General features: G+C 59.1%; 13 protein-coding genes. 11 read left to right on the forward strand and 2 right to left on the reverse strand.

Features of this window, described 5'->3' with window-relative positions; all coding sequences use genetic code 11:
* Nucleotides 1-50 precede the first annotated feature (50 nt).
* The 5 genes from VLY20_09670 to VLY20_09690 all read left to right on the forward strand — a co-directional run bounded on the left by VLY20_09670 (nt 51) and on the right by VLY20_09690 (nt 6,486).
* Nucleotides 51-740, forward strand: coding sequence for an IPT/TIG domain-containing protein (locus VLY20_09670; protein HUK56911.1), 690 nt, complete (start codon nt 51-53; stop codon nt 738-740).
* A gap of 412 nt (nt 741-1,152) precedes the next feature.
* Entirely contained in the window at nt 1,153-3,078 is a 1,926-nt protein-coding gene (locus tag VLY20_09675; GenBank protein ID HUK56912.1) for an alkaline phosphatase family protein, read from the forward strand.
* A gap of 73 nt (nt 3,079-3,151) precedes the next feature.
* The gene (locus VLY20_09680) at nt 3,152-3,520 is read left to right on the forward strand and encodes a DUF302 domain-containing protein (GenBank protein HUK56913.1); all 369 of its coding nucleotides are present in this window, start codon (nt 3,152-3,154) and stop codon (nt 3,518-3,520) included.
* A gap of 208 nt (nt 3,521-3,728) precedes the next feature.
* A complete protein-coding gene (locus VLY20_09685; protein ID HUK56914.1) occupies nt 3,729-4,565 on the forward strand; it encodes a DUF1207 domain-containing protein in 837 nt (278 codons plus the stop codon).
* Nucleotides 4,566-4,773: 208 nt separating this feature from the next.
* Complete coding sequence (locus VLY20_09690; GenBank protein ID HUK56915.1) at nt 4,774-6,486, forward strand: AMP-binding protein; 1,713 nt, start codon at nt 4,774-4,776, stop codon at nt 6,484-6,486.
* Nucleotides 6,487-6,600: 114 nt separating this feature from the next.
* Here VLY20_09690 and VLY20_09695 read toward each other — a convergent pair whose 3' ends face one another.
* Both VLY20_09695 and VLY20_09700 read right to left on the reverse strand, forming a co-directional pair.
* The gene (locus VLY20_09695; protein ID HUK56916.1) at nt 6,601-7,035 is read right to left on the reverse strand and encodes a hypothetical protein; all 435 of its coding nucleotides are present in this window, start codon (nt 7,033-7,035) and stop codon (nt 6,601-6,603) included.
* A 138-nt stretch (nt 7,036-7,173) separates the two neighbouring features.
* Entirely contained in the window at nt 7,174-7,968 is a 795-nt protein-coding gene (locus VLY20_09700; GenBank protein HUK56917.1) for a class I SAM-dependent methyltransferase, read from the reverse strand.
* A 366-nt stretch (nt 7,969-8,334) separates the two neighbouring features.
* Here VLY20_09700 and ytaF point away from each other — a divergent pair, with 366 nt between their 5' ends.
* The 6 genes from ytaF (at nt 8,335) to VLY20_09730 (ending at nt 12,953) form a co-directional block, all read left to right on the forward strand.
* The gene (ytaF, locus tag VLY20_09705; protein HUK56918.1) at nt 8,335-8,955 is read left to right on the forward strand and encodes a sporulation membrane protein YtaF; all 621 of its coding nucleotides are present in this window, start codon (nt 8,335-8,337) and stop codon (nt 8,953-8,955) included.
* Nucleotides 8,956-9,095: 140 nt separating this feature from the next.
* Nucleotides 9,096-9,866: an ankyrin repeat domain-containing protein gene (locus VLY20_09710; protein HUK56919.1), complete on the forward strand. Its 771-nt coding sequence runs from the start codon at nt 9,096-9,098 to the stop codon at nt 9,864-9,866.
* A gap of 101 nt (nt 9,867-9,967) precedes the next feature.
* Entirely contained in the window at nt 9,968-10,516 is a 549-nt protein-coding gene (locus tag VLY20_09715) for a YbhB/YbcL family Raf kinase inhibitor-like protein (protein HUK56920.1), read from the forward strand.
* Between the two features lie 172 nt (nt 10,517-10,688).
* Nucleotides 10,689-10,994, forward strand: coding sequence for a VanZ family protein (locus VLY20_09720; GenBank protein ID HUK56921.1), 306 nt, complete (start codon nt 10,689-10,691; stop codon nt 10,992-10,994).
* Between the two features lie 201 nt (nt 10,995-11,195).
* Complete coding sequence (locus VLY20_09725; GenBank protein ID HUK56922.1) at nt 11,196-11,354, forward strand: hypothetical protein; 159 nt, start codon at nt 11,196-11,198, stop codon at nt 11,352-11,354.
* Nucleotides 11,355-11,672: 318 nt separating this feature from the next.
* Nucleotides 11,673-12,953, forward strand: a complete 1,281-nt coding sequence (locus tag VLY20_09730) for an MFS transporter (GenBank protein ID HUK56923.1) — start codon at nt 11,673-11,675, stop codon at nt 12,951-12,953.
* The last annotated feature ends 66 nt before the right edge of the window (nt 12,954-13,019 follow it).

Consider the following 13,019-nt stretch of genomic DNA (forward strand, 5'->3'; position numbering starts at 1 on the left):
TCACCACGCCGAACGGGACGGCCACCTCGGCGGGCAACTTTATAGTGACGGTGCCCTTACCTGCCATCACCGGCTTCACACCGAGCAGCGGTTCGGTGGGCGCCAGCGTGGCGATCACCGGCCAGAACTTTACGGGCGCCACGGACGTTCAGTTTAACGGGACTTCCGCCGTGTTCACGGTGCCAAGCTCTGCCCAGATCCGGGTCATTGTTCCGGCGGGAGCCACTACAGGGCCGATCTCGGTCACCACGCCGAACGGGACGGCCACCTCGGCGGGCAACTTCACGATTAACTATACTCTGACGCTCAATTCAGCCGGCACGGGCACCGGCACGGTGAGCGGTGCGGGAACGTACGCCTACGGCCAAATCGCAGCCGTCTCAGCAACGGCAAAGACCGGTTCCACGTTCAGCGGTTGGAGCGGTCCCGATGCCGCGGAATGCGCCACCGGCTCGGTGCTGATGAACGCGAACAAGAGCTGCACGGCCACCTTCACGGCGACGCCCCTCATCACCGGCTTCACACCGAGCAGCGGTCCTGAGGGCGCCAGTGTGGTGATCACCGGCAAGAACTTTACGGGGGCCACGGACGTTCAGTTTAACGGGACTTCCGCCGTGTTCACGGTGCCAAGCTCGGGCCAGATCCGGGCCACGGTTCCGGCTGGGGCCACCACGGGTCCGATCTCGGTCACCACGCCGAACGGGACGGCCACCTCGGCGGGCAACTTTGCCATACCATAACAAGGCCATTGGCATATAGGATGAAAAAGGCCTCCTTAGAAGAGGCCTTTTTCATTTGGGGTGATGGAGCAAGGATGGGTTATGCAACGCATGAGAAATGAGAGACTATTTTTATCTGCTATTCGGGGAAGGTGATAGCGCCGGCGCGCGGCATTTTGATTCCTCGCCTTCGGCACGGTGCGTGTTCAAATCACGCCGGGGGCACGTTTTATTTACGACCTGAGCTCGTCGGGGGTGATTTGTTCCCGGGATGAAGGCGCTGGGAGATGTTACCTTTATTTTACCTTTTCTTGATCGGCTCTTAATATTGTAGGGCGATGATCGTGTTGGTTGTGAGCAAAAAATCCAATCCGACAGATGGAACCGGCCCGGAAGAGAGAGTATACTCTCCTGATACGAAAAGGAGGATGCCATGGAAACCCGTCTTACAATCGTCAAGTCCCACCTCGGTCTTCTGATCATTCTCTTGATCCTCGTGTTCTCGGTTTTCGAGTGGATGATCGACTCCCCCGGGCGCACCTTCGCGCAGCCGGCGGGAGCGGGAGAACCCGCCGAGACTATGACGACCGCGTCTCCCATCAAGCACGTGATCGTCATTATCGGCGAGAACCGAACCTTCGATCACGTCTTCGCCACCTACCAGCCGAAGCACGGACAGACTGTTTCCAACCTGCTCTCCAAGGGCATCGTCAATGAGGACGGCAGCCCGGGTCCCAATTACTCCCTTTCCGCGCAATACAACGCCGTGGACAACGGGACTTTCTCCATCCATCCCCAGGGCAAGAGTCTGTACACGAATATCCCCCCGGTTATGACGGACGGTGCTCCGACCAAGGCGCCCTTCGCGCACGTCGCCGTTGCGAAAGCGGCCGAGCCGAATCTCGCGCTGGGCTACACCCAATACCTGACGACCGGCGGAACCGGGCTGGCCCGGGATGTGGTTGATGCCCGTTTCCCGAATCCCTATGCCTTGGGCGGTGGAGTGTTTCCGATTACGCCGTCGATCCAGTACGACGACTACGCCTCCAGCCCCGTCCATCGGTTTTATCAGATGTGGCAGCAATTGGACTGCGACTCCGTTTTTGCGACGCCTCGGAATCCGAGCGGGTGCCTGAACGATCTTTTCCCGTGGGTGGAAGTGACGATCGGAGCCGGAAGCAACGGTCGGCCCCAGCCGGCGGGTTTCAACGACCTCAGCACCGGAGAAGGTTCGTCGGCGATGGGCTTTTACAACGTCGCCAAGGGAGACGCTCCTTACCTTAAGAGCCTTGCGGATCGGTACGCGATGAGCGACAATTTCCACCAGGCCGCCGAAGGCGGAACCGGGGTGAACCATATCATGTTGTTTTACGGGGACGATATTTGGTACAGCAACGGCGGCGGGGAAACCGGGACGCCGCCCGCCAATCAGATCGAGAATCCCGACCCGCAGGCGGGGACCAACAACTACTACACTCAAGACGGCTATTCCGGTGGGACGTACAGCGAGTGCTCGGACACGACGCAGCCCGGTGTGGCCTCCGTGGTCGCGTATCTCGCCTCCTTGGCCCGGCCCATCAACCCGAACTGCGAGGCGGGGCACTACTACATTTTGAACAATTACAATCCCGGATACCTCGGCGACGGGACCCCGGCCCCTCTGGGCCCGAACCGCTTCACCATTCCGCCGACCTCGGTTCGGCACATCGGCGACGAGCTGCTTGAACGCAACATCTCCTTCAAGTATTACGGAGAGGGCTGGGACCGTTACGTGGCCGGCTTGCCCAGCGCCTATTGCAAAATCTGCAACGGTTTCCAGTATTCGACTTCCATGATGACGAACCCCGCATTGAGGGCGGCCTATATTCAGGACGAGCCCCATCTTTTTGACGACATCGCCGCTCATCAACTGCCGGCCGTTTCCTTCCTCAAGCCGAGCGGATTCGCAGACGGTCACCCCGCCACGTCCAAGCTCGATTTGTTCGAAGGATTTGTAAAGAAGGTCGTAGAGGCCGTGAAGAGCGATAAAGAACTGTGGGGGAATACCGCCATTCTCGTTACGTTCGACGAGGGGGGCGGCTATTATGATTCGGGTTACGTGCAACCGCTCGATTTCTTCGGGGATGGAACACGGATTCCGCTTCTGGCCGTTTCTTCCCATGCCCTGCCGGGTCGCGTGATCCACACCTATGGCGACCACGTTTCCATTTTGAAGTTCATCGAAAGGAACTGGGAGTTGGACCCCCTTACGGGCCGCAGCCGCGACAACCTCCCCAATCCGGTAACATCCGCAGCGGACCCCTACGTGCCGCTGAACAGCCCGGCCATCGGCGACCTGTTTGACCTGTTTGACTTCTGACGTTCCAATCGTCCCGGTTGTCGGCGGCTGAAATTTACAAGGAGTCCTTCCCATGAAAACAGGCGATGGAATCATGAGCAGACCCAGCCGGTATTCGGTGCCGGAAACGCTCGACCGGATGGAGGCCGCATTGAAAGCGAAGGGCATCAAGGTCTTTGCCCGAGTGGATCACAGCGGCGAGGCCGAGAAGGCGGGAATGAAAATGCCCCCGACCCAATTGTTGATCTTCGGAAACCCGAAGGCGGGCACCCCCGTGATGCTCGCGGCGCCCACTGCGGCCATCGACCTTCCGCTGAAGGCGCTGGCCTGGCAGGACAACGACGGGAAAGTCTGGTTAAGTTATAACGATTCGGAGTACCTGAAACGGCGGTTTGGCCTGACGGATGACGCAGTCAAGACGATCGCCGGGGCGGGGAGTCTGATCGAGCAAGCGTTGGATTAAATAGCCTTCGGACGGAAGGGGGCCGTGCGGGATCGGCCGACAAGAATTACCAAACGATCGTGACGCCGTGGTGCTTTATCTCTTGGGGTGTTTCGATGGGGGGCATTTGTTCCCGCAGGGAAGGCGCCGGCGCGCGGCATTTTGGCTCCGCGGCCGTTTCTATACATGTATTTCCGGATCTTCTGAACTTCTGACCCAGGAGTGCCTGATGCGTCTCGTGAGCGGGTGGGTGGTGTTGCTGGGTTGTTGCTGTTTATCCGGGACGGTTCATGCCGAGGCGGTCGTGCCGGGGGCTCCGGCGTTTTTACCCGAGCGGCTCGATTACCGGCCTTATATTGCCGACCCGAGGCGGCCCCGTTTCGGCGCCGGCGTCCTTTTCGGCAGCGGGGGTGAGCTCCAGTTTGACACGGCCATCGGAGGCGCCTTTGCCCTGGCGAATCTGAAGCCCGGTGATCCGCCGTTTGAGAAGTTACAGATCGCGGGGTCTGCCGCCGTCCTGCCCCGTTGGGACATCCACCACGACCTTGACCAGGTTGGGGCGAATTTCCGTGCCGGTCTATCCCTCAGCGGATCGCATGGCCCGTGGGCCATGCGTCTTCAGGTTCTGCACGAGAGTGACCATCTGGGGGATGAGCTGATACTCCGGACGGGCCTGACGAAGCGCCTGGCGTACCTTCGGCAGGAGATCGACCTCGGAGTCTCGTATTTCCCTCACGTGGACCTTCGCCTTTATGTCGAAGGCAGCTACGGTTTTTCCATCGGTGAATCAAACAGGCCTTGGAAAGCCCAGGCCGGCGGTGAATGGGAGGGCGGCCCCCCGCTCCCTCTTGGGGCCAGGTTGTACGCCGCGGGCGATCTTCAGACCTACCAGGAAGTGCATTGGAATGTGGATTGGACGGCCCAGGCGGGCGTGGTGGACTGGAACGAACAGCACACCCGCTCGTTAAGAATTTTCGCCGAAAACCACATCGGCCATGATCCCCTGGGTGAATTTTTCTCCAATCGGTTGAATTATAATGAAATGGGTTTTGCATTGGACTTTTGAGGAAGGATGATTTGAGAATTCTTTGTGCGGTCCGGGATTCAAAACCGGGATATCTGAAATCAGGGCCGGAGGGGATCGCGCACTTTCTCGGCTTGCATCGGAGCCTTCGACATGGGAGCAATGGAGAAGGCTCGCAAGGCGGTCTCATGTTCTATTGCTCTAAGGCTCGATCGCCCGTGTGGGTGCAAATCATATATCATCCGCGAATATGACGCACGCCCAATCCAGCTATTTCCATCGCGGGGGTCCCGAACCGCTGCTCGGCGCAACGATACCGGAGCACTTCGCCGAGATCGCGGAGCGATTTCCGGATCATGAAGCCGTGGTCTCGGTCCATCAGAATCGTCGATTGACCTATGCGCAACTGGCGCGTGCGATCGATCTCCTGGCGCGCGGCCTTTTGGGGATCGGTTTTAACAAAGGCGATCGCATTGCGGTCTGGTCCACCGACAATGTCGAGTGGCTTTTGTTGCAGATGGCGACGGCGCGCATCGGCGCCGTTCTGGTCAATATCAATCCGGCCTACCGCTCCCGGGAAGTTGCGTACGCGCTGCAACGTTCCGAGGTGCAGGGTCTGTTCGCGATTCCAAGCTTTCGCGCCAGCGACTACATCGCGATGCTCGTTGAACTCATCCCGGAACTCAGGGACGGGGCGCCGGGTCGATGGAAGAGCAAGGCGTTTCCCGCCCTGCGTCATGTGATTGTTTACAACCCGGCGGCGCCGGATCGAACGGAACGCCCGCAGCCCGGGTTTCTCGCCTGGCCGGACGTGCTGACGGCCGCCGATCCGGTCGCGGAGGACAGGCTTCGGGCGTTGACGGCCCTGTTGGACCGGGATGATCCCATTAATATCCAGTACATATCGGGCACGACCGGCTTTCCCAAAGCCGTCGTTCTCACGCATCACAATATTCTCAATAATGCCTACTTCGTTGCCCGGGCCCTGCATTTCAAGGATACGGACCGCCTGGTCGTCCCCTTGCCGTTTTATCATTGTTTCGGCATGGTGGTGGCCAACCTGATGTGCCTGTCGGTCGGGGCCTGCATCGTCATTCCTTGGGAGCATTTCGATGCGCGACGGCTGCTGCAAGCCGTGGAGCGGGAACGGTGCACCGCCATCCACGGCGTGCCCACCATGTTCATCGCCGAGCTGGAAGACCCTCGATTCCGGGAGTTCAATCTGTCGACGCTTCGAACGGGCATCATGGCCGGCGCGCCCTGCCCGCCGGCGCTCATGAAGCGGGTGATGGAAGACATGCGCTGCCGTGAGATCCTGATCGGATACGGCGAGACGGAGTCATCCCCGATCACCCATCTCACGACGCGGGACGATACGCCGGAACGTCGCACGGAGACCGTGGGGAAGAACCTGCCGCATCAGGAGGTCAAAGTCGTTGATCCGTCCACAGGACAAACGGTGCCGCTGGGTCAGGTCGGTGAAATTTGTTTTCGGGGCTACCATGTCATGGTGGGTTATTATGGGGATGAAGAAGCCACGCGGAAGGCCGTCGACCGGCAGGGCTGGCTTCATTCCGGCGACCTCGGGACCATGGATGCCGACGGGTATGTCCGGATTACCGGCCGGCTGAAGGAAATGATCATTCACGGCGGGGAGAAGATCTATCCGCGGGAGATCGAGGACTACCTTTTCACGCATCCTAAAGTGGCGGAAGTGGCCGTGTTCGGTATCCCGGATAAATATTACGGCGAAGAAGTGGCGGCCTGGATTCAGCTGCGTTCGGGCGAAATCGCCACCGAAGAGGAAATCAGGGCATTCTGCAAGGGCAAGATCGCCCACTATAAAATCCCGCATTACATCTGGTTTGTGGAGGAGTTCCCGATGACCGTCACCGGCAAATTTCAGAAATTCCGCATGCGGGAAATCGCCATGGAAAAACTCCGGCCCGGGACGGCGCCGTGAATTACGGACGGGGCTGGCCGGCGCAAGACGAGGGTCTGCTCCGGTCCGCTCCGGCCGGGTTGGGCTCTTTCCATGATTTTTTGGCAGGATTGGTTTGGGTCGGCTTGCTCAAAATTACCAAACGATCGTGACGCCGTGGTGCTTTATCCCTTGGGGTGTTTCGAGCGTAATATTATGGTGGCAACCGACTACGAAGGGCATGTGGGGGATGGTCACCGATACCGCAACCGGAACCTCCTTCGGAGTGCAATCCTTCCCCGCGGGGAAATCCTGACTCTTGGGTTTCAGTTTCACGAAAACGTCCGTATTGGAGTCCCGGAGATTCACCTCTCCCTCTACCCCGTCGCAAGTATTATGGAGGGCCATGACTTCGACGATTCTAATCGAAGTCCCCACGCTCCAGATCTTTGAATCGACGGGTTCCAGATCGGCGGGCAAGGTCTCGATTGTGAATTTAGGCTGCTGTTCTGCGTTGGCTCCCCGGCCGCAAGCCAATATCATGAGGGTCAAGAAAAAGGCGGAGAAGTTTCGGATCGGCTTTTGCGTCATTTTCGAAACCGTTTGACTTTGTATCTTAGTATCTTCGGTCTTCTCAATCTCAAGGATAGCAGTAATTGAGCCGCTGTCAAGGCGGGTAAGATCCATCTTCATCGGAGAATTGGCCGACCGCTTCCGGATTGAAGATCGTCAAAAGGGCTTCCGGGCCAGATAGGTGAGGGAGTCGTGCGGAGTGTCGCCGGCGACTTCGCGCCCGCTCAGGTCAAAAACGGTTGCGCGGGGCAGAAACCCCGCGGCGCCCAGTTGCGCTCGCTGGCCGTCGACCGAGATGTAATAGAGCATCGTCGCGTAGTCGTGGCATACGTCGTTGACGATCGCGTATTCGGGCGTTTGCCGTTCCCGGGGTTTAAGACGAACGCGGTTGACCGCGCGCGTCGCGGTTTGGACGCAAAAGCGGGCCGATCTCACGGCCAGTTTAAACGGATTCTTTGTAAACGAAAAATCCGGAAACCGGAACCAGGTTTTGTAGAGGGCGTTGTCCCTGTTGTACGTCGAAAAAATAAAAAAGCCGCCCGGCTCCAGGAGACGATGGGCCGTTTTCAAGACGGCCAGCCGCCCGGCATGATCGACCATGCTGATCCCGTTGCACGCGAAGACGACGAGGGCGAAAGTGTGATCGCGAAATCGGGTCAGGGACCGCGCGTCCGCATGCTCGAAGCGCACGCCCGGAAACCGCCGGCGGCAGAAGGCCACCATCTCTTCGACGTAATCGACGCCGATGTAGTCGGCGCTGATCGCGCGGAGCGCTTCGACGGTGCGCCCGGCGCCGACGCCCAGATCGAGGATGGGCCGGCCGCGCACGCAATCCCCGCAGGCGGCCAGCGCCGCTTCCTCGGGGGGAGAAAGGCCCTTCAGGGCCGAGTAGTCGGCGACCGAGGCCTGCATGGTTTTCTTATTGATGCCGTCGATGAGATTCTTTTTCATCCCGAACCGTTTTCCGGAAGAGTTCTGCAACTCTCATACCGGAGAACGATTGGAGCGACGGGACAAAAATCCTTTAATTTCAAAGGCGGGTCCGCACCGATGGAAAAACAAAAAGGAGCGCATTACCGAAAATAGGGTGTCACCACCCGAGTGCTTGAGCGGTGTAATATAGCCGGGCAGGCCGGAAAAATCTCTCACGGCGGGCGGACGGGACCTCCCTTGCGGTTTGGCTGTTACGAGGAAATCAAGCGGATGTTAATCGCATGTAAAATCAATCCTGTCTTCCAAATGATTCTTTGACAGATAACATGGCGTCGGATAGAATGCGCCCGGAGCTGGAGAGGTTGAATTTTTTACCCGTCGCCCATGCACAATCTTTTTTACACATTTTTCATCGCGCTGATCAACAACCTCGATAACATCGGAGTGAGAATTGCGTACAGTATCCGCGGAATTCGAATCACGACTCCCATCAATGTCTGGATATCCGTCATCACTTTTGTGATCTCATTCTCGGCCGTTTTGTCCGGAACCCTCCTGTCGGAATTTCTCAGTAAACGAACGTCTTCGGTCCTGGCGATGTTGCTCCTCACCGCGATCGGCGCATGGATGATCGCGGAGCCGCATGTCCGCAAAAAGGACCACGGCGCGGTGGAACCCGGTCCCGAAAACAAAAAAGGGATTGTCCATGTTTTGCTGAATCCCGAACATGCGGACATGGATCAATCCCGACATATCGATTTTAAAGAGGCCACGATCCTCGGTCTTGCGCTCTCGATCAACAACGTCGGCGGGGGCCTCAGCGCCGGGATGATCGGCTTGGACTCGTTTTGGGTGGGATTGTTGTCGGCCGCGCTGAGTTTTCTCGCCCTCTGGGCCGGAAACGCAATCGCCGACGTCTTCGTCCGATGGAAGTTGACGAACAAAGCCGCCGTCGTCGCGGGCATCCTGTTGATCGCCATCGGGATGGCGCAGGTCATGAAATGATTGGCCGTCGGTTGGTTGTGGACGGTCGTTCCGCTGAAAAATTTTCTGGACAATCCTTTGACAGACTCGGGTCCGGTTGGATAGAATGGGGCCATCCACGCTTCGGTGCCATCGGCTTCTCATGAGAAACGGGTGAAACAATGATCGCGCGATCGCTCCTCCTGACCTTGTTCATCGTCCTTTGGGTCTCGTCCGCCGCCCGCGGCGACGAACACGAAACCGGTGAAACGATGGGCATGACGCCCTTGATCCTGGCCGCGGGGGAGGGGGAGACCGATACCGTGAAGACCCTGCTGGACAAGGGTGCGGCCATCGAGGCGAAGGACGAGCGCGGCACGACCGCTTTGATGTGGGCGGCCGAGAACGGCCACGCCGACACCGTTCGGCTCTTGCTGGACCGGAAAGCCGGCGTGGATGCGCGGGATGCGTTGGGCGCGACCGCCTTGATGTACGCGGGCCTCAACGGCCACGCCGACGTCATGAAAATTCTCCTGGACGGGGGCGCGGACGTCCGGGCCAAAAACAAGCAGGGCGCGACGGCGTTGATGTACACCGTCGAGTATAATTACGCCGACCCCGTGAAACTTCTGCTGGCCCGGGGGGCCGACCCCAACGGCAAGTCCGACAACGGCATGACGGCCCTGATGCTGGCCGCGTTCAAGGGGCGGGCGGTCGCCGTGAAGGATCTGCTGCTCGCCGGCGCCGATATCAACGCCAAAAACAACAAGGGTGAAACGGCCCTGATCCTGGCGGCCGATCAGGGTCAGGCGGACACCGTGTTCGTCTTGCTGGGCCGGGGAGCGGACGTCCTCGCCAAGGACAACAACGGCCTGACGGCCTTGATGCGCGCGACGCGGAACGGCCATACGGAGATCGCCCGCCAGTTGAAGAAAGCTTCCGCGGAAGAATGAGAAACCGCGAAGGAGGCCGTTTTGGCCTTGATCGATGGAGAGCATTCGGACAAAACGGCGAAGATCAACTTGACCGTTTCTTTCAACGAAAGGAGAACAAGATGGCTCGAATCTGGTTGTCGTTGGTGATCGTCCTCATCGCCGTGCCCTGCTCCGCCGCGGGTTTTCATTTGACCAGCCCGGTTCTGAAAGATAAAGCGACCGTCGCTAACGAACAGGTCTTCAACGGTTTCGGTTGCGCGGGCGGCAATGTTTCCCCGGAACTCGATTGGCAGAACGCGCCCAAGGACACGAAAAGCTTCGCGGTGACCGTTTACGATCCGGATGCCCCGACCGGCAGCGGATGGTGGCACTGGGTCATCTTCAACATTCCTCCTTCGGTCAACAAGCTCCCCGCCAACGCCGGGAAGCCGGACAGCGGATTGGCGCCCCAGGGCAGCGTCCAAAGCATGACCGATTTCGGACAGCCGGGTTACGGAGGCCCCTGTCCGCCGGCGGGCGATAAGCCGCATCGCTATATCTTCACGGTGTATGCGTTGAAAGTGGATCAATTGCCTCTCAAGCAAGAAGCGAGCGGGGCCATGGTGGGTTACTATTTGAATCAGAACGCCTTGGCCAAAGCCAAGTTCATCGCCCGTTACGGCCGTTGACGGGGCGATAGGACCTTCTGAAAAAAAGCTTTTCCAAACCGTCAACGGACCCGGACCGTCGGGTCCGGCAGAGGAGTGGTTTATTCATCGGTCGGACTCTAAAGGCTTCTGGGTTCTCTGGGGGCCCGTACTTCTCTACGCCGGGCTGATTTTCTACGTTTCCTCCCAGCCCTTGGATTTCATCGGCGAGGGCCCGTTTCCCCAATGGGACAAAGTCGCCCACGGGACCGAATACGGCCTGTTCTGTTTTTTGTTGTTGCGGGCCCTGCGAGGAACTTGGCCCCGGGCCGTGACGCCGGCCGTCGCGGTCTGGGCGGTGGTGATCGCGGTGGCTTATGGAGCCTCGGACGAGGTTCACCAGGCCTTCGTCCCGCATCGGGACCCGGACGTTTTTGACGTGATGGCCGACGGCGGGGGCGCTTCCCTGGTCTCGGCGGCCTGGTTCTTTTGGAAAACGAGGAAGTCAAACTACACGTAAGCGGTGTTTCCCTCCCCGGCGCAAGCCTCGGGTCGCATCCCCAAGGCGAGCGTCGTCCCAGGCCATGAGGCCAAGGTTCTTCAAAACCCCCTAAAGTGTTATTGACACTCGCGTGCTCGGGGTGTAATTTTTGACTAGAACGTCGAACACGGACGATCCGCTTGACGGGACCGTCGGGGTTTCGTTGAAATGGAGCAGGCCATGAGCCTCTATGACCGGGTGCGCTACCGCCTTTCGCTGAAATGGATATGCTTCTATTTCTGGGCCTATCGGAAATTGTTCAGCCCGGGCGCGGTCGTCGTTCCCACTGCAGCCAAGAAATTGGACAAGACCCGCGTGGATATCACTTATTCACCGTAAGGTCGAGCCGCCCGGCTCGCCGTGCGTTTCCGGCCGAAGGCCTGTGCGGCGATGACCGTCTTCCTTAAAACAATCCTGAACCGCTCCGCAACAATCGATCGCGATCCGTACGCTTCCAAACCCCGAGAGGGACTTTCCCGACCACGGAAGCATCGTCCTGCTTCTCTTTGACAGAATTGGGCGATGTTGGATAGAATGGTCCCCGGGGTTTGTCCCTAAGGGTTTCCCGCCCCCATGATCCGGGACTCCGACTCCGTCCGGGAGCGCCCGATTTTCAAAATGGATCACGTTCATTGATCGGGATGACGATAACGCGCGATGATCAAAAATAAGCGAAGCCGCGTCCGTTGGCAGATTCTGGGCCTGCTGTTTCTGATCAGTGTGGTGACCTACATCGACCGCGTGAACATCTCGGTGGCCGGAAAGGAGCTGATGCCGGCGTTCGGGTTGTCCGCCGTCCAGATGGGAACGATTTTTTCTTCGTTTGTATTGGGCTACGCCCTTTTCCAGGTTCCGGGCGGTTGGCTGGGCGACGGGTGGGGGCCCCGGCGGGTCCTCACCGGCGCCGTGTTGTGGTGGTCTCTTTTCACCGTTCTGACGGCCGAAACGGGCCGTCTATTCTATAGCGGTCTTCTCGGCGCCTTCGGTTCGCTGATTCTCATCCGGTTTCTGATCGGGGTGGGTGAAGGGGCGGCCCTTCCGAATTTCAACCGCACCGTCGCGAACTGGCTGGCGCCGTCCGAGCGGGGCCTGGGGATCGGCGTTTCAATCGGCGGCATCGGACTGGGCTCCGCGATGACTCCGCCGCTTGTCGCCTGGCTGATGGTTGGGTACGGATGGAGGACGGCTTTTTACGCGACCGGCGGCATCGGCGTGTTTGTTGCGATCGCCTGGTATTTCCTTTCACGGGATTTTCCCCGCGAGCATCCCCGGGTCGATGCGTCGGAGCTGGCCTGGATCGCCGGGGACCCGGAAGAACCGGGAGCCTCCAATTCGTCCGCGCCGTCGGTGGCCGCCTTGCTGAAAGTCCGCTCGGTCTGGTTTCTCACGTTAAGCTATACGATGCTGGGTTACATCGCCTATATATATCTTTCCTGGTTTTTTTTATATTTGGTGAACGTGCGTCATTTTACCGTTTTGCAGGGATCGATCTGGGCCAGCGGGCCGTTTATCGCCATGGCCGTCTTTTGTCCGCTGGGCGGGTGGCTGAGCGACGCGTTGACAAAAAAATACGGCCGTCGCAAAGGGCGGGCCGGTGTCGGGGCCTCCGGGATGGTTTTGACCGGATTGCTGATTTTCTGCGGTGCGATGGCGGGGGATCCTTACACCGCGATCGTTCTGCTTTCGCTCGGCGCCGGAATTCTATATTCGACCGTGGGCGCGTATTGGGCCAGCACGATCGACCTTTCCCACAAACATTCCGGCGTCTTGTCCGGCTTGATGAACATGGGGGCCAACTTGGGAGGAACCGTTTCCCCGACGCTGACCCCCTGGATCGGCGAGCGGTGGGGATGGCCGGCGGCCCTGACGGTGGCCGCGGTCGCGGCGTTCTTGGGAAGCCTGCTCTGGCTGGGTGTAAAATATGACGAGCGCGTTTGATCGGGATCGGAAGTTTAAAAGCCGACGGCGCGGGAAGGGCGCCGGCCGATGAGCCGAATGCCTTTT

It is taken from the genome of Nitrospiria bacterium (assembly GCA_035517655.1).
GTDB lineage: Bacteria > Nitrospirota > Nitrospiria > JACQBZ01 > JACQBZ01 > JACQBZ01.

Bases quoted from the DNA above. Each gene is read 5' to 3' on its own strand.
- VLY20_09680 (HUK56913.1), top strand. From the start codon at position 3,152: ATGAGCAGACCCAGCCGGTATTCGGTGCCGGAAACGCTCGACCGGATG.
- VLY20_09695 (HUK56916.1), bottom strand. From the start codon at position 7,035: ATGACGCAAAAGCCGATCCGAAACTTCTCCGCCTTTTTCTTGACCCTC.
- VLY20_09685 (HUK56914.1), top strand. From the start codon at position 3,729: ATGCGTCTCGTGAGCGGGTGGGTGGTGTTGCTGGGTTGTTGCTGTTTA.
- VLY20_09710 (HUK56919.1), top strand. From the start codon at position 9,096: ATGATCGCGCGATCGCTCCTCCTGACCTTGTTCATCGTCCTTTGGGTC.
- VLY20_09730 (HUK56923.1), top strand. From the start codon at position 11,673: ATGATCAAAAATAAGCGAAGCCGCGTCCGTTGGCAGATTCTGGGCCTG.
- VLY20_09700 (HUK56917.1), bottom strand. From the start codon at position 7,968: ATGAAAAAGAATCTCATCGACGGCATCAATAAGAAAACCATGCAGGCC.
- VLY20_09725 (HUK56922.1), top strand. From the start codon at position 11,196: ATGAGCCTCTATGACCGGGTGCGCTACCGCCTTTCGCTGAAATGGATA.
- ytaF (HUK56918.1), top strand. From the start codon at position 8,335: ATGCACAATCTTTTTTACACATTTTTCATCGCGCTGATCAACAACCTC.
- VLY20_09715 (HUK56920.1), top strand. From the start codon at position 9,968: ATGGCTCGAATCTGGTTGTCGTTGGTGATCGTCCTCATCGCCGTGCCC.
- VLY20_09690 (HUK56915.1), top strand. From the start codon at position 4,774: ATGACGCACGCCCAATCCAGCTATTTCCATCGCGGGGGTCCCGAACCG.
- VLY20_09675 (HUK56912.1), top strand. From the start codon at position 1,153: ATGGAAACCCGTCTTACAATCGTCAAGTCCCACCTCGGTCTTCTGATC.